Raw genomic sequence first — 22,064 nt, forward strand, 5'->3', positions numbered from 1 at the left:
CATGCTCCATAGCCTGATCCTGCTGGCGTTTCTGGCGGCGCTGACTGTTCTGGCGCTGATGAAGCCGATGGCCGGCGTCGTTGGCTATGAATGCTTCACCTTCATGAGCCCGCAGCAGGAAACCTACGGCATCACCGGCGCCCTGCCGGTCGCGCTGATCGTGGCGCTGGCAACTGTGGTGGGTTGCGTCATCAACCATGAGCCGAAGAAGTTTTCGTTCAACGGTGTGACGATTCTGGTGATCGCCTTCCTGCTGCAGGCGACCATCAGCACCATCTTTGCCCAGGCGCCGAGCACGATCGTGCTGCCGGTCTATACCGATCTGCTGAAGTCGCTGGGATTTCTGCTGCTGGTCGGCGCGCTGATGACGACGCGCATGCGGATCCACGTGCTCGTGTGGCTGATCGTGCTGGCGATCGGCTATTATGGCGTCAAGGGCGGGCTGTTCACGCTGCTGAGCGGTGGCAATGATCATGTCTACGGCCCGCCGAACAGCATTCTGAGCGACAACAACCAGTTGGCGGTCGGGCTGCTGACGGTGCTGCCGCTGATGAATTATCTACGGGTCATTTCTGCCCATCGTATCGTGCGGATCGGCTTGACGATCGCGATGCTGCTGACCGTGATCGCGGTGGTCGGCACCTATTCGCGCGGCGGCCTGCTCGCCCTGTTCGCAATGAGCGCCTTTCTGTGGTGGAACAGCAAAGGTCGAATAAAATCCGGCGTTCTGATCGCGATCGGGCTCGCCGTCGCCATCAGTTTCATGCCGGCGCAATGGGTGGCGCGGATGCACAGCATCCAGCATTTTCACCATTCGGATTCCGCCAACGACCGGCTGACCGTGTGGCGCCAGGCGTTCGGCATCGCGCTTGCCAATCCGCTGGTTGGCGCGGGATTCAAGGCGACTGCCACACCCACGGTGATTCATCGCTATTATCCTGACGCTAACCAGCGCGCGACCCACAGTATCTGGTTTCAAATCGTCAGCCAGGGCGGTTTTCCGCTGCTGTTCATTTTCATCGCCCTGAATGTGGTGAGCGTGATCAAGCTGCATCGCATCCGCTGGCGAACCAGGGGGGATCCCTCCTTGCGGTGGATCGATGAATTATGCCGGATGATCGAGGTGTCGATGATCGCGTTCCTGGTCGGCGGCTCGTTCCTGTCACTCGGCTACTATAGCCTGTTCTACACGCTGCTGATTATGGTCGGCGCGCTCGGGGTGATCGTGCAGGGGGTGCCGGCACGCAATGAAGTGCGATCGAGCGGCCGCGTGCTACAACCGGCGGTGCCGGGCGCGATCGAGCCCGCATGGCGCGGCCGGCGCGGCGTGCAGGGATAGTCGGACATGGAAGGTCTCTTTTTTCTCGCCGGTTTGTTTGCGATCGTCTGGCTCGCCTATTGGGTCGCGCAGGAAGGCCGCGGCGCGCCCGGTGCCAAGCGCAAATGGTCGCCGTTCGACTGGGCGGAGGATGCAACGCCGCCCGCCGTTGAGCCGGCCAAGACCGCGCCGCGCCGTACCGGCGCATCCTGGCGGGACCGCGCGGTCGGCGACCGGAGGCGATGACGCTCCGGCTCGTCACGATCTCCACGCTGTTTCCGAATCTGGCGATGCCCTCGCACGGCGTGTTCGTCGAAACCAGGCTGCGGCATCTGCTGGCCGATGAGGCGGTCGAAAGCGTCGTGCTCGCGCCGGTGGCCTGGATGCCGATCCGCGTGGCGCGGTTGGGCGACTGGGCGCGCCACGCCGCGGCACCGGCGCGCGAGACGCGGTTCGGCATCGATGTGCGGCATCCGCGCTATGTCGCGATCCCCCGCGTCGGCCAGGCGCTGACGCCGCATACCCTGTACTGGACGCTCAGGGCCGCGCTGCGCCGGTTGATCGCCGAGGGATATCAGCCGGATGCGATCGATGCGCATTACCTCTATCCCGATGGCGTCGCCGCCGCTTGGCTGGCGCGGGAATTTTCGCTGCCGCTGGTGCTGACGGCGCGCGGGTCGGATGTAACGCAATGGCCGGATTTCGCCCGGCCGCGCCGGCTGATCGGTGCGGCGATCCGCCAGGCGGATGCGCTGATCACGGTCAGCGAAGCGCTCGGCCGGGGGGTGGCGGCGCTGGGTGCCGACGCGGCAAACATTACCACGCTGCGCAATGGGGTGGATATCACGCTGTTCACCCCGCTCGACCGCGCGGCGGCGCGTGCCGCGATCGGGCTGGAAAACCCCTATATTCTGTCGGTCGGGCATCTGATCCCACGCAAGGGACATGATCGGGTGATCGAGGCGTTTGCCGCAATCGCCGATACCGTGCTCGCCGGACATGACCTGGTGATTGCGGGTGATGGGCCGGAGCGCGAGCGGTTGACCCAACTGGCCAAGTCACGCGGCCTTGCCGCACGGGTGCGGCTGGTCGGCGCGATGCCGCAGCCGCGGCTGCTGTTGTATTACAGCGGGGCGGATTGCCTGGTGCTCGCCTCGAGCCGGGAGGGGTGGGCGAACGTGCTGCTCGAAGCCATGGCATGCGGCACGCCGGTGGTGGCCTCACCAGCCGCCGGCAATGACGAGGTGGTGCGCGCGCGCGCCGCCGGGCTGGTCGCTGCGGATTTCACGCCGGCTGCCCTTGCCGCGGCGTTGCAATCATTGCTGGCCGATCCGCCGGCCAGGGCCGCGACCCGCGCCTATGCCGAGGCGCATGGCTGGCGCGAGATCAGCGCCGGGCAGCGCGCGATCTTCGAGCGCGTGATCAGTCGGCGGCAGCCTGCTCGCGCGCCAGAGCTTGTTCGATCAGGCTGATGGTCGGGCCAACGCCGTAAAGCGCGATGAAGCCGCCGAAGCGCGGACCTTCGGACTGGCCGAGCAGGACCTGATAAAGGCAGCCGAACCAGTCCTTCAGGGAAGCGAAGGCATGCCGCTTGCCGACATCGTAGAGCAGGGTTTGCAGCGCATCGGCATCGGCCGGCGTGGTGGCAAGAGCCGTGGCCAGATCGTGCAGCGCCGCCCGTTCGAGCTCGGTTGCGGCGCGGTAGCGCTTGGTCGGCTTGACGAAATCCTGGTAGTATTTCACCGCGAAATCGACCAGCCGGGCCAGAAACGGCGAGGCTTCCGGGTTTGCGTCCGGCCGGTAGGCGCGGATGAAGCCCCACAGCATGTCCGGCGTTTCGGCGTTCACCACCGAGGCGAGGTTGAGCAGCATGCCGAACGGCACCGGGCTGCCGGATGAATTGGGGATGACGCCGCCGTGGATGAACCAGGCGGGATTATCCTCCGCGGTGCCGGTACCGGCGCACAGCGCATCGACGCTGGTCAGGTAATCATCGGTCGCGCGGGGGATCACGTCAAAAAACAGGCGCTTGGCGCGCTGTGGCGAGGCGAACATGAACTGGCCGAGGCTTTCGGCCGGGGCATAGTTCAGCCACTCTTCGACCGAGAGGCCGTTGCCCTTCGACTTGCTGATTTTCTGCCCCTTGTCGTCGAGGAACAGTTCATAGGTGAAGGTTTCCGGCGGCTCGGCATCCATCGCGCGCACGATGGCGCTGGAGAGCCGCACGGAATCGATCAGATCCTTGCCCGACATTTCGTAGTCGACCCCGAGCGCGTACCACCGCATCGCCCAATCTGCCTTCCATTGCAGCTTGGCGGCACCATCGTAGATCGAGGTTTCGAACACGGCGCCGGTCTCCGGATCGCGCCAGGTGACGCTGCCGGCATCGACATCGACCGCATCGATCGCGACCTGCATGACCACGCCGGTGCGCGGGTGCAGCGGCAGAATGGGCGAATAGGTCGCGCGCCGCTCCGGCCCGAGCGTGGGGCGGATGATGTCGCGAATGATATCGTGCCGCGCCGCGACCACGCGCAACGCATCGTTGAACCGGCCGGTGGTGTAGTATTCGGTCGAGGAGGCGAATTCGTATTCGAAGCCGAAACCATCGAGAAAGCTGCGCAGCCTTGCGTTGTTGTGGGCGCCGAAGCTCGCATGGGTGCCGAACGGATCCGGCACGCGGGTGAGCGGCTGGCCGATATAGGCTTGCAGCATCTCCTGCTGGGGCACGTTGCCGGGCACCTTGCGCAGCGCGTCCATATCATCGGAAAACGCGAGCAGGTTCGAGGGCAGACCGGTCAGTTTGGTGAAGGCGAGGCGAATCCACGAGGTCCGGGCAACCTCCATGAACGTGCCGATATGCGGCAGGCCAGAGGGGCCGTAGCCGGTTTCGAACAGCGCATGGGTTTTCCCTGAGCGGGCGAGGCGTTGGGCGACGCGCTCCGCCTCACGGAACGGCCAGCTGGTGGGGGATTTGATGTCTTGATCGGTCATGGGTTGGGTTTAGGGTCGGCGCACGGCGGGGTCAAACGCCGGGAGCGTTGGGCTGCACGGCATTGTCCGGCGTCGCATTATCGGAACGCGCGGCGCCGGATCATCCCATCATCGCGCCCACCGCCAGTCGCGCACTTCCGGCATATCCTCGCCGTGCTCGCCGATATAGAGCCGGTGGCGTTCCATCGTGGTCCAGTACCGCGCCGTCGCGGCCTCGACCGCGCCGTGCAGGCGCGGGATGCGCATGATCGCATCGAGCGCCAGCTGATAGCGATCGAGGTTGTTCAACACCACCATGTCGAACGGCGTGGTCGTGGTGCCCTCCTCCTGATAGCCGCGCACGTGGAAATTATCGTGATTATGCCGCCGGTAGACAAGTTTATGGATCATCGCGGGATAGCCGTGGAACGCGAAGATCACCGGCCTGTCGGTGGTGAACAGATCATCGAAATCCCGGTCGTCCAACCCGTGCGGATGCGCCGATTGCGGTTGCAGCGCCATCAGATCGACCACATTGACCACGCGGATGCGAATATCCGGCACATAATCGCGCAGCAACGTCACGGCCGCCATGATCTCCAGCGTCGGCACATCGCCGGCGCAGGCCATCACCACATCGGGCTCCCCCGCGGTATCGCTCGCCCAGTCCCAGATGCTCGCACCGGCGGTGCAGTGGCGCACCGCCTGCTCCATCGTGAGCCACTGAAACTCCGGCTGTTTGCCCGCGATGATCAGATTGATATATTTACGACTCCGCAAGCAATGATCGGCGACCGAGAGCAGGCAATTGGCATCCGGCGGCAGATAGATCCGCACGACATCCGCCTTCTTGTTGGCGACATGATCGATGAAACCAGGGTCCTGATGCGAGAACCCGTTATGGTCCTGCCGCCAGACATGCGAGGTGAGCAGATAATTCAAGGAAGCGATCGGTTTGCGCCAGGCGATGGTGCGGCTGACCTTGAGCCATTTCGCATGCTGGTTGAACATGGAATCGATGATGTGAATGAACGCTTCGTAGCAGGAGAATAATCCGTGCCGGCCGGTGAGCAGATAGGCTTCGAGCCAGCCTTCGCACATGTGCTCGCTCAGAATCTCCATCACCCGGCCCTGGGCGCTCAGATCGGTGTCGGTCGCGATGGCGGCCGCCATCCATTCCTTGCCGCTGACCTGATAGACAGCATCCAACCGGTTCGAGGCGGTCTCGTCAGGCCCGAACAGCCGAAAATTCGCGGCCGCGAGATTGAGCTTCATCACCTCGCGCAAAAACCCACCAAGCACCCTGGTCGCCTCGGCGGTGGCAGAACCCGGCGTGGGCACATCCACGGCATGATCAGAGAGATGCGGCATCACCAGCGGGACCAATACCTCACCGCCGTTCGCGTGCGGGTTGGACCCCATGCGGCGATGGCCGGTGGGGGCGAGCGATGCGTATTCATCGCGCAGCTTGCCTTGCGCATCGAATAATTCGCCCGGTCGGTAGCTGCGCATCCATTCATCGAGTTGCCTGAGATGATCAGGATTTTTGAAATCCGCGAGCGGCACCTGATGCGCGCGCCAGGTGCCTTCGACCGGTTTGCCATCGACGAATTTCGGCCCGGTCCAGCCCTTCGGGCTGCGCAGCACGATCATCGGCCAGCGCGGCCGCTCCGGCGTGGCGGTGTCGCTGCCCGTACGAGCCCGGGTCTGGATCGCGCGGATCTTGTCGAACACGATATCGAGCGTCGCCGCCATCGCCTGATGCATCAGCGTTGGATCGTCGCCGGCGACGACATGCGGATCATAGCCATAGCCGCGCAGCAGAGCGTCCAGTTCATCGGGCGTGATGCGCGCGAGCACGGTCGGGTTGGCAATCTTGAAGCCATTCAAATGAAGAATCGGCAGCACCGCGCCATCGCGCACCGGGTTGAGAAATTTATTCGAATGCCAGCTGGTCGCCAGCGCGCCGGTTTCGGCCTCGCCATCACCGATCACGCAGCTGACGATCAACCCCGGATTATCGAACGCCGCGCCATAGGCATGGGCAAGCGAATACCCCAGTTCACCGCCTTCGTGAATCGAACCCGGCGTGCCCGGCGAGACGTGGCTGGGAATGCCATAGGGCCAGGAAAATTGCCGGAACAAGCGATGCAGCCCGCTGCGGCTGCGCTCGATATCCGGGTAGCGCTCGGTATAGGAGCCTTCCAGATAGGTCTGCGCCACCACCCCGGGTCCGCCATGACCGGGGCCGGCAATATAGATCATGTCGAGATCGCGTTCGGTGATCATCCGATTGAGATGAACATAGATGAAATTGAGCCCCGGCGTGGTGCCCCAATGACCCAACAGCCGCGGCTTGATGTGCGCAAGCGTCAGCGGCACATCGAGCAGCGGATTGTCCTTCAGATAGATCTGCCCAACCGACAGGTAATTTGCCGCCCGCCAATAGCCATCCATCCGCCGCAGCAGATCTGGTGATAAAGGTGCGCGTTGATGGATATCGGGCATGATCTCTCCGTTCGTCGTCGAATAACGCAGCCGGGACTTAGGTATGCGCGAAGTCGATCACCACCCGCGCCGGTACATCGCCATGCTCAAGGCGCTGCAACACCTCGTTGATCGCCGAGAGCGGTTGCGGTTCGATATCGGCTTTCACCTTGCCCTGGGCGGCGAAAGCCAGCGCTTCGGCCATGTCGTGCCTGGTGCCCACGAAGGAGCCGCGGATCGTGATGCAATTGGCCACCACATCGAACAGCGGGATCGGAAATTCGCCTGGCGGCAGGCCGACCAGTACGCAGATGCCGTGCTTGCGAGTCATCGCCACACCCTGGTTGAAGGCGATCAGCGAGGGCGCGGTGATCAACACGCCATGGGCGCCGCCGTCCGTCAGTTTCTTGACCGCGGCGGCCGGATCGCCCGATTTCGCGTTGACCACGCAATCGGCGCCGAGCGTGGTGGCCTGGGCCAGTTTGCGATCGTCGATATCGACCGCGCAGACCATCAACCCCATCACCTTGGCGTATTGAATCGCCAGATGCCCGAGGCCGCCGGCCCCGGAAATGGCGACCCATTCGCCCGGCCGCGCGCCGGTTTCCTTCAGCCCCTTATAGGTGGTGATGCCGGCGCAGATGATCGGTGCTGCCGCAAGCGCATCGAGCCCGGACGGGATATGCGCGACGTAATCAGGGTCGGCGAGAATGTATTCGGCGAAACCACCGTTTTTCGTATAGCCGCCGAACTCCGCTTCGGCGCACACCGTCTCCCACGCGGTCAGACAATATTCGCAGTGACCGCACGCAGAATAGAGCCATGGCACGCCGACCCGATCGCCCGCTTTGACAATCGTGACCCCCGCGCCAACCGCCGAAACGATGCCGATGCCTTCATGGCCGGGAATGAACGGCAGTTTCGGCTTCAGCGGCCAATCGCCATGGGCGGCGTGCAGATCGGTGTGACAGACGCCGCAGGCCTCGGTCTTGACCACGATCTGGCCCGGGCCGGGCGTGGGGATCGCCCATTCGCGCAGCACCAGCGGTTTACCGAAGGCTTCGACCACGGCGGAATGCATTGTGGTTGCCATAATTATCTCCTGTTGAAGGGTGTGATTACGCTGCCGCCTTGGTGCCGAGGCCGCGCACGGCCTCGATCATGGTGGCGAGCACCGCTGCGGCGTCGCCATAGACCATGTTGCAATTCTCAGCGTAGAACAGCGCGTTTTGAATACCGGCATAGCCTTTGCCCTGGCCGCGCTTGATGACGTAGACCTGCTTGGCCTTGTCCGCATTCAGGATCGGCATGCCAAAGATCGGCGAGGATTTATCGGTGCGCGCCGCTGGATTGACGACGTCGTTGGCGCCGATGACCAGCGACACATCGGTCTCGGCGAATTCGGTGTTGATGTCATCGAGTTGGAAAATCATGTCGTACGGCACGCCGGCTTCGGCGAGCAGCACATCCATCTGACCCGGCATGCGGCCGGCGACCGGATGGATGGCGAATTTCACCGAAACCCCGTCGGCCTGCAGCAGTTTGACGAATTCGAATAATTTCTGTTGGCCTTGCGCCGCGGCCAGACCATAGCCGGGCACGATGATCACGCTTTTGGCGTAGCGCATGAACGTGCCGGCATCGGCCGGCGCGGTCGGCTTCATTTCGCCCTTGATCGCGCCATGGGCATGGGTTGGCGCATCGCCGAAATTGGAGAACAGCACATTGGCGATCGAACGATTCATCGCCCGCGCCATCAGAATCGTCAGCATCAGGCCGGCCGCACCCACCACCATGCCGGCAATCATCAGGGCCGGATTCTGCAGCACGAATCCTTCGAGCCCCACCGCCAACCCGGTGAACGCATTATAGATCGAAATTACCACCGGCATGTCGGCACCGCCGATCGGCAGCGTCAGCATGATGCCGAACAGCATGGCCAGAATGAAGAACCCATAGATGAAATCGGGCGAAACTGCGCCGCTCTGACTGAGCACCGCGATCATCACACCCGCTGCCAGGCTCAGCAGAAACAAGAACAAGTTGATGTAGCGCATGAACGGTAGACGCAGCGGCTTGTTCAGAATGCTCTGCAATTTCGCCCAGGCGATGATCGATCCCGCAAACGAAACCGCGCCGATCAATGCGCCCAGCAACGTCACCACCAGCGGCACGATGCCGGTGGTGTGACGGGCGAACAATTCAACTGCCGCAATCGACCCCGCCGCACCGCCGCCCATGCCGTTGTAAATCGCGACCATCTGCGGCATCGCGGTCATTGCCACCTTGCGGCCACCCCACCACGAAACCCCGCCGCCGATCACCAGCGCGATCAGTGCCAGCCCGATATTGACCGGCAGGAACGGGCGCGCCGCGGCACTGACGCCGACGATGTCGAGAAACGTCACCAGAATCGCAACCGCCATGCCGATGCCGGCAACGAAAATCCCCGACGGTGCGGTGACCGGCGAGGCCATCCGGTGCAGCCCGTACAGCAGCAGAAATGCCGCCACCAGATCGACCGCACCGACCAATAATTGTGAAACCTGATCGATCATGGCTCAGACTTTCTTGTGAGGGGCAGCGCGCTTGTGCGCCGGTCGTTTCGCATGCGCCGGATGCGCGCTGGTCTGAAACATCGCCAGCATCCGGTCGGTCACCGCATAGCCACCGGCGGCATTGCCCGCGCCCAGCAGCACGGCGATGAAGCCGATGATGCGTTCGGTCAGCGTCGTCGCATCGAGCAGCACGATGATGCCGCCGATCACCACGATGCCGTGGACGAAATTCGAGCCCGACATCAGCGGCGTATGCAAAATCGCCGGCACCCGGCCGATGATGATCCAGCCGGCAAACCCCGCCAGCATGAAAATATAGAGCCCGGTGAAACTATCGATATGGATCATGACAATCTCGCTTTCATGCCGCTTTCTGCGGGGTTGTCGCCTTCGGCGTGACCCTTTTGCCGGCGTGGGTGATGGCGGTGTGCGCCAGAATGTCGTCCTGCCAGTCGATCGTGATGACATTGTCCTTGAGCATCAGCGCGAGCAGGTTGAACACGTTGCGCGCATAGAGCGCGCTGGCATCCGCCGGCAGGCGGGACGGCACGTTGAGCGGCGCCGCAATGCTCACGCCACCAACCCGCACCGTCTCGCCCGGCACGCTCGCTTCGCAATTGCCACCGCCCTCGGCCGAGAGATCGACGATGACGGAACCCATTTTCATGCCCGCCACCTGCGCCTTGCTGATCAGCCGCGGCGAGCGATGGCCGGGGATGGCGGCGGTGGTGATGATCAGATCCGCCTGCTGGATATGCGTGGTCAGCACCGCATCGATCTTGGTGGTTTCGGCCGGGGTCAGCGCGCGCGCATAGCCGCCCTTGCCCGTCGCATCGACGCCGGTGGCCACGAAACTAGCCCCCAGCGAGGCAATCTGCCCGGCGGTATCCGGCCGCACGTCATACCCCTCAACCATCGCACCGAGCCGATGCGCGGTCGCGACCGCTTCGAGCCCCGCAACCCCCAGCCCCATCACCAGCACCTTGGCCGGCCCGATCGTGCCGCCCGCCGTCGTCACCTTTGGCAATACGCGCGGCAAGTGCGTCGCACCCAGCAGAACCGCGTAATACCCCGCCAGCGCCGCCTGGCTCGACAGCGCATCCATCGCCTGCGCGCGGGTGACGCGCGGGATCGATGCCATGGCGAAACAGGTGATGCGCCGCGCCAGCAAGCGTTCGAGCAATACCGCATCATGCGCCGGATCGATGAAGCAGATCAGGATCGCGCCCTCCTGCATCGCATCGACCACGGCAACCGCCGGCGCCTGCACCGCCAGCACCACATCGGCGGCACCGACCATTGCGGTTCGATCGGTCATGATAACGACATCGTCGAACCCAGAATCATCCAGCCCGCTCGCGTCACCGGCGCCAGACTGCATGTGCAGCCTGGCCCCAAGTTTGGTGAGTTTTTCGGTCAGCACAGGGACCAGGGCAACGCGCCGCTCATGGGCCTGGGTTTCCTTCAAGACGGCGACGTTGACGTACATAGTAATCCCTTTATTGTAGCTGATCTGTTACACGAGGCTCTGCGTCAAACCGGTGCCTCGACAGCGGCATAACGGACCAGTTTTTTATTGACGAATTCCTGAATGCCCATGTCGCCCAACTCCCGGCCATAGCCGGAGTCTTTGATGCCGCCGAACGGCAGTTCGGCATCGGACCAGGAGATGTTATTTATGAACATCATGCCGGTCTCGACCCGGCTGGCCACCCGCTTGCCGCGCGCGATGTCCTTGGTGAAGACCGAGCCACCGAGCCCGAAATCGGAATCATTGGCCAGCGCAATCGCCTCGTCCTCGTTCTTGACGCGGAAGAACATTGCGACCGGGCCAAAGAACTCATCACGAAACGCCGGGTTGCCGGGCTTCACATCGGTCAGGATGGTCGGCTGCATGAACGAACCGGGACGATCGATGCGCTTGCCGCCCAGCACCACCTTGGCACCATGCGCCACCGCGACCTTGACCTGTTCGAGCAGCTGCACCAGCGCCGCCTCGGTCGACAGCGGACCCAGCGTGGTCGCCTCATCGAGCGGATCACCGGCTTTCAATGCACCCAGTGCGGCCTTGAACCGTTCCAGAAACTTGTCGGCCAGCGCCTCGACCACGATGAACCGCTTGGCCGCACAGCAGGTCTGCCCGCCGTTATACATGCGCCCCCACACCGCCCATTTCACGGTATGATCCAGATCGGCATCGTCGAGCACGATGAACGCATCGCTGCCGCCCAACTCCATCGATGACGGCTTCAGATTCTGCCCGGCGCGTGCTGCAATCGAGCGTCCCGCGGCCACGCTGCCGGTCAGCGCCACGCCCTTGATGCGCGGATCATCGATCACGGTTTCGGTCTGCTCGTGCGTGATCAGCAGATTGGTATAGAGCCCAACCGGCCCGCCCGCCTCGATCCAGATTTTCTCGAACGCGATCGCGCATTGCGGCACGCAGCCGGCATGTTTGACCATCAGCACATTGCCCGCCATCAGATGCGGCCCGGCGACCCGTGCCAGCTGATAATACGGAAAGTTCCAGGGCTCCACGCCAAAGATCACGCCGATCGGCGTGCTCTCCATATGCGCATCGCCGATCACCGGGTGAAGCTCCTCGGGGGCCAGAAACTTCGCGGCGTTCTTGGCGTAATAGGCGAGAATGTTGGAGCTGAACTCCACCTCGCCGCGCGCCTCGTTGATCCGCTTGCCCATTTCGAGCGTCATGATGTGGGCAAGCTCATCGGCCCGGTCATGCATGATGGCGGCGGCCTTGTTCACGATCACCGCGCGCTCGGCGTAGGATTTGTGCTTCCAGCTTTCGAAACACGCCGTCGCGGTCGCGATTTTTGCTTCAAGCTGCGCATCGGAGAGTTCGACGAAGGTCTGCAACAGCTTGCCGTCGAACGGATTGACGCTTTGATAGCCCATGGAATTGGTCCTTTTTGGTTGTTATGCGCAAAGCCAGCTATGGCTCACGCGGTGATGATGACCTTCAGCGCGTGCGATTTGGCTGCATGGCCGAAGGTTTCATACGCTTCGATAATCTGATCGAGTGCGAAATGATGTGTGATCAGGCGTTTCGGATCGATCTTGTTGGCGCGCAGCACGTTGAGCAGCATCGGCGTGCTGACGGTGTCGACCAGCCTGGTGGTGATCGTGACGTTGCGATCCCATAAATGTTCCAGATGCAGATCGACCTTGGTGCCGTGCACGCCGATATTCGCAATCACGCCGCCCGGTGCCACGAGGCTCTCGCACAGTTCGAACGTGGCCGGAATGCCGACCGCCTCGATCGCGGTATCCACGCCCCGCCCATCGGTCATGCGCATGATCGTCTCTACAGCCTTGCCATCGCCGCTGTTCACCGTCGCGGTGGCACCGAAGCGCTTGGCGATTTCGAGGCGATTGTCATCGAGATCGACCATGATGATCTCGGCCGGCGCGTAGAATTGCGCGGTCAACAATGCGGCCAGACCAATCGGCCCGGCGCCGACAATGGCAACCACGCTGCCCGGCTGCACCCGCCCGTTCAGCACGCCGCATTCGAACCCGGTCGGCAGAATGTCGCTCAGCATCACCAGCGCCTCTTCATCCGCGCCGGCGGGGATGTGATACAGGCTGTTGTCGGCGTAGGGAATCCGCACGAATTCGGCCTGCGTGCCATCGATGCTGTTGCCGAGAATCCAGCCGCCGGTGGTGCAATGCGAATACATCGATTTGCGGCAATAGGCGCACCGGCCGCAGGCGCTGATGCAGGAAATCAGCACATGGTCGCCCGGCTTGAACGCCGAAACCCCTGCCCCCACCGTCTCGATCACGCCGACACCCTCATGCCCCAAAATTCGTCCCGGCGTGCAGGTCGGTACATCGCCCTTCATGATGTGCAAATCGGTGCCGCAGATCGTCGTCTTGCTGATTTTCACGATCGCGTCGGTCGGCGCGGTAATGGCCGGTTTTTCATGATCGTCGAGCGATTGCTTGCCTGGACCGTGATAGATGAGCGCTTTCATATCTGACCCCGATGTTGGAGGAAATCATCCGCGATCTCTCTGGCCTTACGGCCGCAGTCGTCCCGCGATGATCGAAAATCGGTGGCCGTATCCGCTGGTCCCGACCGGCGCATCAAAGGCGCAAGCCCGGCGCGGGTCATTGATCCAAATCAAACGCGACGATTGATCCAGTCAATCCGCTCCGGCCGCGCAAAATCCGCGCGGCAGGACTGCGGCCGATCATTTCACTATTGTCATCGTACCGGTGACGTCCGATATGAAAGGCAAGTTTTTAGCAGGAGGCAACAATGTCATACAGTTCAAGCCAGCACGTCGCCGAAGCCGCGCGCGCAACGGACCGTCTCACCCCCGCCGAAGCGGTGAAGCTGATCGGCGATCCCAGCGTCGCCTTCATCGATGTGCGCGATCCGGCCGAACTCGCCAAGACCGGCGGCATCACCGGTGCCGTCAACGCCCCGCGCGCCCTGCTCGAATTCAAGGCCGACCCGGCCAGCCCGATGCACGAACCCGCGCTCACCAGCGGTAAACGCCTCGTTTTATTCTGTGCCTCCGGCGGCCGTGCCGCACTCGCTGCGAAAACCCTGCACGACATCGGGCTGCATCACATCGCCCATGTCAGCGGCGGCGGCTTCGCAGCGCTCGAACAGGCCGGCGCCGCAATCACCAAGCCGCCCGCGGGCTGAATCCCACCCCAACACCACGGGGTTTGACCTGGATCAACGACAGAGGCCGATCCCGCGCACACAACGCCTCCTGCACCCCGCCAGGAGGACATCATGGCCGCATCATCCGAACCGTCTGATTTGCATCGCCCGATCATCGACCTCACCGGCAAGATCGGGTTGGTCCTCGGCATCGCGAACGAGCACTCGATCGCGGCAGGGTGCGCACGGCGCTTCGCGCAAGCGGGCGCGCAACTCGCCGCCACCTGCCTGAATGAAACCGCGCGGCCCTATGTCGCATCGGTCACCGCAACACTGCCTTGCAAGCTGCTGCTGGCGTGCGATGTGCGGGAAGCCGGTGCGCTCGAAGCGGTGTTCGCCGCCATCCGCGCGGAATACGGCCGGCTCGATTTCCTGCTGCACGCCATCGCCTTCGCGCCGCGCGACGATCTGCACGCGCGCGTCACCGATTGTTCGGCGGGCGGCTTCGCGATGGCGATGGATGTATCCTGTCATTCCTTCATCCGCTGCGCGCGTCTCGCCGAACCGCTGATGCAGGACGGCGGCGCGTTGCTCAGCGTCAGCTTCTACGGCGCGGAGCGCGTGGTGGCGCATTACAATCTGATGGGACCGGTCAAGGCCGCGCTGGAATCGAGCGTGCGCGCCCTCGCCGCCGAACTTGGCCCCCGGCGCATCCGGGTCAACGCGCTTTCACCCGGCCCGATCGCGACGCGCGCGGCCAGCGGCATCGACCGGTTCGATGAACTGCTGGAGCGCGCGGCGCGCGACGCACCCGAACATCACCTCGCGACCATCGAGGATGTCGGCGCGCTCGCCGCCTTCCTCGCCAGCGACGCCGCCGCCCGCATCACCGGCACCATCATTCCGGTCGATGGCGGCCAACACATCATGGCGTGAGCCACGCCAATCAGGAGACCGCGCCATGAGTGCCGACATCAAACGCGCAAGACCCACCGCCCGCCGGCCAGATCCCGCCCCACCGGGCCCAATCATGCCGCCGATCACCAACGAACCGGTCGCGACCACCGACCCGTTCGACCGTGCCCTCCACGCCGCCCAAGCCAAGGTCACCGGCGGCCTGTCCCCCGCCGCACTCACCCTCGCGATGCGCGACTGGGCGGTCCATCTCGCCAACCAGCCGGCGCGGCGCCTGAACCTCGCCCGCCAGGCGTTCGAGGATGCCGCCGCGATCGGCCGCATCGCGCTCGGCCTGCCCGAGACGCCGACCGAACCCACCGCCGGCGATCGCCGCTTTTCCCATCCGCGCTGGCAGGACATGCCCTACCGGCTCTATCAGGAGCAGTTCCTGCGCACCGAACGCTGGTGGCACGACGCCACCACCGGCATCGCCGGCGTCGATGCCGCGCATGAGCGCATGGTGAGCTTCATGGCGCGCCAGACACTCGATGCGATGGCGCCCGGCAATCTGCCGCTGCTGAACCCTGACGTGACCGAGGCCGCCCGCGCCAGCAACGGCGCCTCGCTGCGCAACGGGATGAAAAACCTGATGCAGGATGTCGCCCACGCCCTGCACCCGGATACCGATCTGCCGCTGCAACCGGGGCGCGATGTCGCGGTCACGCCCGGCACCATCGTCTATCGCAACCGACTGATCGAGCTGATCCAATACGCGCCCACCACCGCAACCGTCCGGCCGGAACCGCTGCTGATCGTGCCGGCCTGGATCATGAAATACTATATTCTCGACCTCTCGCCGCACAACGCGCTGGTACGCTACCTCACCGGCCAGGGCTTCACCGTGTTCATGATCTCCTGGCACAACCCGACCGCGGCGGACCGCGATACCGGGCTCGATGACTACCGCGCCGATGGCGTGATGGCCGCGCTCGATGCGGTCAGCGCCATCACCGCAGCGCCGCGCATCCACGCCGCCGGCTATTGCCTCGGCGGCACGCTGCTCGCCATCGCCGCCGCCGCCATGGCGCGCGATGGCGATCAGCGCCTCGCCTCGCTGTCGCTGTTCGCCGCACAGACCGATTTCACCGAGGCCGGCGCGTTGCAATTGTTCATCAGCGACGCCCAACTCGCCTTCCTCGATGATATCATGTGGCGTCAGGGCTATCTCGATTCCGCACAGATGGCCGGCGCCTTTCAGATGCTGCAATCGAACGATCTGGTCTGGTCGCGCATGATCAGGCGCTATTTCATCGGCGAGGCAGACCATCCGAACGACCTGATGTCCTGGAATCAGGACGCAACACGCATGCCCTACCGGATGCACGCCGAATATCTGCGCCATCTGTTTCTGCACAACGACCTCGCCGAAGGCCGGCTGAATGCCGGAGGCCGGCCGGTCTCGATCGGTGATATCACCGCCCCGCTGTTCGTCGTCGGTACCGAGCGCGACCACATCGCACCCTGGCAATCGGTGTATAAATTGCATTTGCTCAACCGCGGCCCTCTCACCTTCGTGCTGACCTCGGGCGGCCACAACGCCGGCATCGTCAGCGAACCGGGCCATCCGCGCCGGCACTTCGCCATCCAGCACCGCGCCCCCGGCGACCCCTATCGCGCGCCGCAGGACTGGCAGCAGCACGCGCCGGTGCAGGATGGCTCGTGGTGGCCGATGCTGGTCGAATTCCTCAACGCCCGGTCCGCACCACCGGTGCCGCCGCCGCCTTTGGGGCGCGCCGCCGCAGGCTATCCACCGCTCGGCGCCGCCCCCGGCACCTACATCCACGAACGCTGAGGATATCGCCATGCAGAAATTCCAACGCGCGCCGCTCAGCACCCCGCTGATCGAGAACCGCGTGTTCGACGATATCGCGATCGGCGATACCGCCTCGATCAGCCGCACCCTGACCCTCGATGACATCGCCCTGTTCGCCTACATTTCAGGGGACATCAATCCCGCCCATATGGATGCGGAATATGCCCGCACCGACATGTTCCACCACATCATCGTCCACGGCATGTGGACCGCCGGCCTGATCTCGGCGGTACTCGGCACCCGCCTGCCGGGGCCTGGCACGATCTATCTCGATCAAAGCCTGCAATTCCGCGCGCCGGTCGCCCCGGGCGATACGATCACCGCGGTCGTCACGGTGACCGAGCGCATGGCGGAAAAACACCGCCTCACCCTCGATTGCAGTGCGGTCAATCAGAACAACGTCGTCGTTCTGCGCGGCACCGCGCTGGTGCAGGCGCCCACCGAAGCCATCAGCCGCCCCGCCATGGCGCTGCCCGATGTGCGGCTGACCCGGCATGAACGCTTCAACACCCTGCTCGGCCTCGCCCGCGCGCGCGGCCCCTGCACTACCGCCATCGCGCATCCGTGCGACGAAGTGACCCTGCGCGCCGCGCTCGATGCCGCCGCCGCCGGGCTGATCGTGCCGATTCTGGTCGGGCCGGCAGGCAAGATCCGCGCCGCCGCCGCCGCCGCCGGCCTCGACCTCACCGGGCTGCGGATCGAGGATGCGCCCCACAGCCACGCCGCCGCCGCCCGCGCCGTGCAACTGGTGCACGACGGCGCCGCCCGCCTGCTGATGAAAGGCGCGCTGCACACCGACGAGCTGATGCACGCGGTGATGCACGCCGAGACCGGCTTGCGTACCGATCATGTGCTGTCGCATATTTACGTGATGGACGTGCCCGGCTATCCGCGCCCGCTGCTGCTGACCGATGCGGCGATCAACATCGCGCCGAACCTCACGACCAAGGCGGGCATCGCGCAAAACGCGATCGACCTTGCCCGCGCGCTCGGCATCGACACCCCGAAACTCGCCGTGCTGGCCGCGGTGGAAACCATCAACCCCGCCATGCCATCGACGCTGGATGCCGCCGCCCTCTGCAAAATGGCCGAGCGCGGCCAGATCACCGGCGGCCTGATCGATGGGCCGCTCGCCTTCGACAATGCGGTGAGCCGTAGCGCCGCGGCGGAAAAGAACATCATCTCCGCCGTCGCCGGGCAGGCCGACATCCTGCTGGCGCCGGATCTCGAGGCGGGCAACATGATGGCCAAGCAACTCACCTTCCTCGCCGGCGCCGATGCCGCCGGCGTCGTCGCCGGCGCGCGCGTGCCGATCATCCTGACCAGCCGGGCGGACGACAGCCGCACCCGCCTCGCCTCCTGCGCGGTCGCCCTGCTGATGGTGGCGCATGACCATGGCTGACGCGGTCCTGGTGCTGAACGCGGGTTCATCGAGCATCAAATTCGCGATCGTCGAAACCGGCGGCGCGCGCATCGCACACGGCCAGATCGAGCAAATCGGCGAGGCACCGCATTTCCAGGGCTTCGATCACGACGGCAAACGCCTGGTCGATCGCCACTGGCCGGACGGCGCGACCCTCTCGCACGAAGATCTGCTGACCCCGCTGCTCGACTGGGCCGAAGCCCATCTCGAGGGCGACCGTCTGATCGGCGTCGGGCACCGCATCGTCCACGGCGGCACCGATTTTGTCGCCCCGGTCCGGCTGGACGCCCACACCCTTGCCGCACTCGACCGGCTGACGCCGCTGGCCCCGCTGCATCAACCGCATAATCTGGCGGCAGTCCGCGCGATCACCGCAATCCGCCCCAACCTGCCGCAGATCGGCTGTTTCGATACCGGGTTTCATCACACCATGCCGCCGGTCGCGACCCGCCTGCCGCTGCCGGCGCGCTACCATGCAGCCGGTGTGCGGCGCTACGGGTTTCACGGCCTGTCCTACGAGTTCATCGCCGGACGCTTCGCGGCGCTCGATCCCGCGCGCGCCGCCGGACGGGTGATCGCGGCACATATCGGCAACGGCGCCAGCGCCTGCGCCATGCACAATGGCCGCTCGGTCGATACCAGCATGGGGTTCACCGCCCTCGACGGGCTGATGATGGGCACACGCACCGGCGCGCTCGACCCCGGTGTGGTGCTCTACATGGCGCAGCACGAAACCCTGGCGCCGGACGCGATCAGCCACATCCTGTACAGCGAAGCCGGCCTGCTCGGCGTCTCCGGCGCAAGTTCGGACATGCGCGTGCTGCTGGCGAGCGACCAGCCCGATGCCCGCCTCGCGGTCGATCTGTTCTGCCACCGCGCCGCGCGCGAAATCGCCGGCCTCACCGTGGCGCTCGGCGGGCTTGATGCGCTGATCTTCACCGCCGGCATCGGCGAACACGCCGCCCTGGTCCGGCGCATGATCTGCGACAAGCTCGGCCACCTCGGCGTCACGCTCGACCCTTCAGCCAACGACCGCGCCGGCCCGATCATCAGCGCGCCGCACGCAAAACTCGCGGTCTGGGTGATCCCGACCGACGAAGAAGCCATGATCGCATGCCACACCATCGCCCTGCTGACCGGCTGAACCCGCCGCATCCCCGTGCGGGGTTGACCTTCCTACTGTAGGAAGCCGCTACATGCGCATTTGTTTCACCCGCCCTCGCAGGAGACGCCGCCATGTCGCACGTTCTATCCCGCCGTTCGCTGGTCACCGCCGGGGGCGCTATCGCGATGCTGCCGCTGCTCGACCGCTCGGCGATCGCCGCATCGCGACCCGCATCGGCGCCGCAGCGCCTGACCGCCGGCAGCCGGATCATCGAGGTCGACGGCCGCGCCGCCAAAGTCTTTCGCCTCAGCAACGCCGCCGGGCAGAACGGCCTCAGCCTCGCTCCCGGCGAAGCGTTCCACGTCGCCCTGACCAACGCGCTCGACGAACCCACCATCATCCATTGGCACGGCCAGTTGCCGCCCTGGACGCAGGATGGATTTCCCTGGCCGCAAACCCCGCCCCTGACCCCGCATTCGGTCAAATCATATGACTATAATCCCATTGCCGGCACGTATTGGATGCACTCGCACCAGGGCATGCAGGAACAGCGCCTGATGACCGCACCGCTGATCGTGCACGACGCCGCGACCCTGCGTGAAGACCGCCAGGAGATCGTGCTGATGCTGCACGATTTCAGCTTCAAGACGCCGGACGAATTGCTCGCCGGCCTGACCGGCCAGACGCAAGCCGCGGCCCACGCGATGAGCCGCGCCAGTGAGGCCCAGCCCGCGTCACCGATGTCGATGAGCGGCATGAGCGGCATGAGCGGCATGCAGTCCGGCGGCATGAGCGGCATGTCGATGGATTCGAACGATATCCGCTACGACGCCTTCCTCGCCAACGACCGCACCCTGGCCGATCCCGCCATCATCCCGGTCAACCGCGGCGGCCGCCTCCGCCTGCGGGTCATCAACGGCGCGTCATCGAGCCAGTTCTGGATCGACCTCGGCGCGCTGCACGGCACGGTCGTCGCGGTCGATGGCCATGCGGTGCTCCCGATCGGCGGATCGCGATTTCCGATCGCCATCGCCCAGCGGCTGGACATTCTGCTCGATCTGCCCGCCGCCGGCGCGTTTCCCATCCTGGCACGGCTCGAAGACTCGCGCCGCCGCACCGGCATCGTGCTGGCAACGCCGGGGGCCGCGATTCCGAAATACACCAACACGGGGCTCGACCACGTGCAGCCGATCGACAATGCATTCGAATCCCGCCTGGTCGCCCGCAATCCGCTGCACCCGCGCAAGCCGGATTTGGTCCACCGGATCGTGATGTCCGGCGCGATGAAACCCTACCGCTGGTCGCTCAACGGCGCCTTCTGGCCCAACATCACGCCCCTCATGCTGAAACCGGGCCAACGCGTCGAACTCGATCTGGTCAACCACTCGATGATGGCGCACCCGATGCATCTGCACGGCCATTCCTTCCAGGTCATCGCCATCAACGGCCGGCCGATCAACGGCGCGGTGCGCGATACCGTGCTGGTCACGCCGATGATGGGCAGCGTCCGCATCGCCTTCGATGCCATCAACCCCGGCCGCTGGGCGTTTCACTGCCATAATCTGTATCACATGATGACCGGCATGATGACGGAGTTCCGCTACCAAGGCATCCCCGCATAATAACCCCATGCCGTCCCCCACACCCAATAACCCCAGGGTCAAAAAGTTTTTTGCTTCTTTTTTACAAAAAAGAAGCTCTACCCTCGCTATCTCCCTGGCTTGACAGCCCCCTCCCGCCGATGAACTCTCACATGCCGCAACCACAGGGGGAATCGCACGCATGGCGGAACGATGGCTGGCACATTCGATCGTCGCAACCCGTGGCGTCGGCTGGGCGCGCAAACCGCGGCTGCACCACCTGACCGAGGCGGCGCAAGGCCGGTTTCACTACACGATCGGCCCCTATTCCGAACCGGTGCTGACGGTCGCCCCCGGTGACCGCATCCTGATCGAAACGCGCGATGCGTTCGAGGGCGCGATCCGCACCGAGCGCGACAAACCGAGCAAACGTCTGCGCATGCCCTTCGTCAATCCGCAGAACGGCCCGATCATGATCGAGGGTGCCGAACCCGGTGATACCATCGCCGTTCACATCGAACGCATGCGCCCGCGCGGCGAAAACCCGCGCGGCACCTGCTGCATGATCCCGTATTTCGGCGCGCTCACCGGCACTGGCCTCACCGCCTCGCTGCAACCGCCGCTGCCGGAAATCACCCGCAAAATCCACGTCGATGAAAAGGAAGTCCGCTGGAGTGCCCGCGTCGTGCTGCCCTACGCGCCGCACATCGGCACGCTGAGCACCTCGCCCGAAATCGACAGCATCAACTCCCTCACCCCCGGCCCACACGGCGGCAACATGGATCTGCCGGACATGGGACCGGGCAGCATCACCTATCTGCCGGTCCGCAGCCCCGGCGCCCGCCTGTTCATCGGCGATGCGCACGCCTGCCAGGGCGATGGCGAAGTGTGCGGCACCGCGGTCGAATTCGCCTCCGAAACCACCATCCGCGTCGATCTGATCAAATCCTGGGCGCTCGACTGGCCGCGCCTCGAGCGGCAGGATTTCATCATGACGATCGGCAGCGCCCGCCCGCTCGAGGACGCGACGCGCATCGCCTATCGCGACCTCGTCCTCTGGATGGAAGCCGAATACGGCTTCGACCGATGGGACGCCTACATGATGCTGAGCCAGTGCGGTCGCGTGCGGCTCGGTAATTTCGTCGACCCCAACTACACGGTCGGCGCCGGCATCTCGAAAAAATATCTCGCCCCGGAAGGCAAATAAC

18 protein-coding genes are annotated in these 22,064 nt (G+C 64.5%); 10 read left to right on the forward strand and 8 right to left on the reverse strand.

All coding sequences use genetic code 11. The annotated features are described in order from the left end of the window. Nucleotide 1: 1 nt before the first annotated feature. The 3 genes from BW994_RS13790 to BW994_RS13800 are packed head-to-tail and all read left to right on the forward strand — an operon-like array spanning nucleotide 2 to nucleotide 2,790. Nucleotides 2-1,339, forward strand: coding sequence for a putative O-glycosylation ligase, exosortase A system-associated (locus BW994_RS13790; RefSeq protein WP_051657459.1), 1,338 nt, complete (start codon nucleotides 2-4; stop codon nucleotides 1,337-1,339). Between the two features lie 6 nt (nucleotides 1,340-1,345). After that, nucleotides 1,346-1,564, forward strand: a complete 219-nt coding sequence (locus BW994_RS13795) for a hypothetical protein (protein WP_029312647.1) — start codon at nucleotides 1,346-1,348, stop codon at nucleotides 1,562-1,564. Further along, on the forward strand, nucleotides 1,561-2,790 hold the full coding sequence (locus tag BW994_RS13800) for a glycosyltransferase (RefSeq protein ID WP_035229448.1): 1,230 nt from the start codon (nucleotides 1,561-1,563) through the stop codon (nucleotides 2,788-2,790). Before BW994_RS13795 ends, BW994_RS13800 begins: the two co-directional genes overlap by 4 nt. Here the strand turns inward: BW994_RS13800 and BW994_RS13805 are convergent. The 8 genes from BW994_RS13805 to BW994_RS13840 form a co-directional block, all read right to left on the reverse strand. Then, complete coding sequence (locus BW994_RS13805) at nucleotides 2,741-4,312, reverse strand: lysine--tRNA ligase (protein WP_029312649.1); 1,572 nt, start codon at nucleotides 4,310-4,312, stop codon at nucleotides 2,741-2,743. The genes BW994_RS13800 and BW994_RS13805 overlap by 50 nt on opposite strands. Before the next feature lie 108 nt (nucleotides 4,313-4,420). Continuing rightward, nucleotides 4,421-6,799 (reverse strand): phosphoketolase family protein, encoded by a 2,379-nt coding sequence (locus tag BW994_RS13810; protein ID WP_029312650.1) that lies wholly within the window; start codon nucleotides 6,797-6,799, stop codon nucleotides 4,421-4,423. 37 nt (nucleotides 6,800-6,836) lie between these two features. Further along, nucleotides 6,837-7,871 carry an alcohol dehydrogenase AdhP gene (gene adhP, locus BW994_RS13815; protein ID WP_029312651.1) on the reverse strand — a complete coding sequence of 345 codons (1,035 nt, stop codon included), beginning with the start codon at nucleotides 7,869-7,871 and terminating at the stop codon, nucleotides 6,837-6,839. A 25-nt stretch (nucleotides 7,872-7,896) separates the two neighbouring features. After that, on the reverse strand, nucleotides 7,897-9,336 hold the full coding sequence (locus BW994_RS13820) for an NAD(P)(+) transhydrogenase (Re/Si-specific) subunit beta (protein WP_029312652.1): 1,440 nt from the start codon (nucleotides 9,334-9,336) through the stop codon (nucleotides 7,897-7,899). Between the two features lie 3 nt (nucleotides 9,337-9,339). Beyond that, on the reverse strand, nucleotides 9,340-9,684 hold the full coding sequence (locus tag BW994_RS13825; RefSeq protein WP_029312653.1) for a proton-translocating transhydrogenase family protein: 345 nt from the start codon (nucleotides 9,682-9,684) through the stop codon (nucleotides 9,340-9,342). 13 nt (nucleotides 9,685-9,697) lie between these two features. Next, nucleotides 9,698-10,825 carry an NAD(P) transhydrogenase subunit alpha gene (locus BW994_RS13830; protein WP_029312654.1) on the reverse strand — a complete coding sequence of 376 codons (1,128 nt, stop codon included), beginning with the start codon at nucleotides 10,823-10,825 and terminating at the stop codon, nucleotides 9,698-9,700. Nucleotides 10,826-10,869: 44 nt separating this feature from the next. Continuing rightward, nucleotides 10,870-12,252 (reverse strand): NAD-dependent succinate-semialdehyde dehydrogenase, encoded by a 1,383-nt coding sequence (locus BW994_RS13835; RefSeq protein WP_029312655.1) that lies wholly within the window; start codon nucleotides 12,250-12,252, stop codon nucleotides 10,870-10,872. 44 nt (nucleotides 12,253-12,296) lie between these two features. Continuing rightward, nucleotides 12,297-13,334 carry a zinc-dependent alcohol dehydrogenase family protein gene (locus BW994_RS13840; RefSeq protein ID WP_029312656.1) on the reverse strand — a complete coding sequence of 346 codons (1,038 nt, stop codon included), beginning with the start codon at nucleotides 13,332-13,334 and terminating at the stop codon, nucleotides 12,297-12,299. Nucleotides 13,335-13,621: 287 nt separating this feature from the next. On the opposite strand from BW994_RS13840, the gene BW994_RS13845 reads away from it, so the two are divergent. From BW994_RS13845 to BW994_RS13875, 7 genes are all read left to right on the forward strand, one after another. Beyond that, nucleotides 13,622-14,017 carry a rhodanese-like domain-containing protein gene (locus BW994_RS13845; protein ID WP_029312657.1) on the forward strand — a complete coding sequence of 132 codons (396 nt, stop codon included), beginning with the start codon at nucleotides 13,622-13,624 and terminating at the stop codon, nucleotides 14,015-14,017. A 93-nt stretch (nucleotides 14,018-14,110) separates the two neighbouring features. Then, nucleotides 14,111-14,914 (forward strand): enoyl-ACP reductase FabI, encoded by an 804-nt coding sequence (gene fabI, locus BW994_RS13850; protein WP_051657460.1) that lies wholly within the window; start codon nucleotides 14,111-14,113, stop codon nucleotides 14,912-14,914. A 25-nt stretch (nucleotides 14,915-14,939) separates the two neighbouring features. Beyond that, the gene (locus BW994_RS13855; RefSeq protein WP_211252792.1) at nucleotides 14,940-16,727 is read left to right on the forward strand and encodes a PHA/PHB synthase family protein; all 1,788 of its coding nucleotides are present in this window, start codon (nucleotides 14,940-14,942) and stop codon (nucleotides 16,725-16,727) included. Between the two features lie 10 nt (nucleotides 16,728-16,737). Then, nucleotides 16,738-18,150 (forward strand): bifunctional enoyl-CoA hydratase/phosphate acetyltransferase, encoded by a 1,413-nt coding sequence (locus BW994_RS13860; RefSeq protein WP_029312660.1) that lies wholly within the window; start codon nucleotides 16,738-16,740, stop codon nucleotides 18,148-18,150. Then, nucleotides 18,143-19,315, forward strand: coding sequence for an acetate/propionate family kinase (locus BW994_RS13865; protein ID WP_029312661.1), 1,173 nt, complete (start codon nucleotides 18,143-18,145; stop codon nucleotides 19,313-19,315). Before BW994_RS13860 ends, BW994_RS13865 begins: the two co-directional genes overlap by 8 nt. 92 nt (nucleotides 19,316-19,407) lie before the next feature. Then, nucleotides 19,408-20,898 carry a multicopper oxidase family protein gene (locus BW994_RS13870; RefSeq protein ID WP_029312662.1) on the forward strand — a complete coding sequence of 497 codons (1,491 nt, stop codon included), beginning with the start codon at nucleotides 19,408-19,410 and terminating at the stop codon, nucleotides 20,896-20,898. Nucleotides 20,899-21,058: 160 nt separating this feature from the next. Continuing rightward, complete coding sequence (locus BW994_RS13875) at nucleotides 21,059-22,063, forward strand: acetamidase/formamidase family protein (RefSeq protein WP_029312663.1); 1,005 nt, start codon at nucleotides 21,059-21,061, stop codon at nucleotides 22,061-22,063. Nucleotide 22,064 lies beyond the last annotated feature (1 nt).

The sequence above is a fragment of the Acidiphilium rubrum genome, from assembly GCF_900156265.1.
Lineage (GTDB): Bacteria > Pseudomonadota > Alphaproteobacteria > Acetobacterales > Acetobacteraceae > Acidiphilium > Acidiphilium rubrum.

Coding starts and splice junctions, on each gene's coding strand:
- adhP (WP_029312651.1), bottom strand. CDS start 7,871: ATGGCAACCACAATGCATTCCGCCGTGGTCGAAGCCTTCGGTAAACCG.
- BW994_RS13825 (WP_029312653.1), bottom strand. CDS start 9,684: ATGATCCATATCGATAGTTTCACCGGGCTCTATATTTTCATGCTGGCG.
- BW994_RS13800 (WP_035229448.1), top strand. CDS start 1,561: ATGACGCTCCGGCTCGTCACGATCTCCACGCTGTTTCCGAATCTGGCG.
- BW994_RS13865 (WP_029312661.1), top strand. CDS start 18,143: ATGGCTGACGCGGTCCTGGTGCTGAACGCGGGTTCATCGAGCATCAAA.
- fabI (WP_051657460.1), top strand. CDS start 14,111: ATGGCCGCATCATCCGAACCGTCTGATTTGCATCGCCCGATCATCGAC.
- BW994_RS13860 (WP_029312660.1), top strand. CDS start 16,738: ATGCAGAAATTCCAACGCGCGCCGCTCAGCACCCCGCTGATCGAGAAC.
- BW994_RS13820 (WP_029312652.1), bottom strand. CDS start 9,336: ATGATCGATCAGGTTTCACAATTATTGGTCGGTGCGGTCGATCTGGTG.
- BW994_RS13855 (WP_211252792.1), top strand. CDS start 14,940: ATGAGTGCCGACATCAAACGCGCAAGACCCACCGCCCGCCGGCCAGAT.
- BW994_RS13845 (WP_029312657.1), top strand. CDS start 13,622: ATGTCATACAGTTCAAGCCAGCACGTCGCCGAAGCCGCGCGCGCAACG.
- BW994_RS13840 (WP_029312656.1), bottom strand. CDS start 13,334: ATGAAAGCGCTCATCTATCACGGTCCAGGCAAGCAATCGCTCGACGAT.
- BW994_RS13835 (WP_029312655.1), bottom strand. CDS start 12,252: ATGGGCTATCAAAGCGTCAATCCGTTCGACGGCAAGCTGTTGCAGACC.
- BW994_RS13795 (WP_029312647.1), top strand. CDS start 1,346: ATGGAAGGTCTCTTTTTTCTCGCCGGTTTGTTTGCGATCGTCTGGCTC.
- BW994_RS13810 (WP_029312650.1), bottom strand. CDS start 6,799: ATGCCCGATATCCATCAACGCGCACCTTTATCACCAGATCTGCTGCGG.
- BW994_RS13790 (WP_051657459.1), top strand. CDS start 2: ATGCTCCATAGCCTGATCCTGCTGGCGTTTCTGGCGGCGCTGACTGTT.
- BW994_RS13870 (WP_029312662.1), top strand. CDS start 19,408: ATGTCGCACGTTCTATCCCGCCGTTCGCTGGTCACCGCCGGGGGCGCT.
- BW994_RS13805 (WP_029312649.1), bottom strand. CDS start 4,312: ATGACCGATCAAGACATCAAATCCCCCACCAGCTGGCCGTTCCGTGAG.
- BW994_RS13875 (WP_029312663.1), top strand. CDS start 21,059: ATGGCGGAACGATGGCTGGCACATTCGATCGTCGCAACCCGTGGCGTC.
- BW994_RS13830 (WP_029312654.1), bottom strand. CDS start 10,825: ATGTACGTCAACGTCGCCGTCTTGAAGGAAACCCAGGCCCATGAGCGG.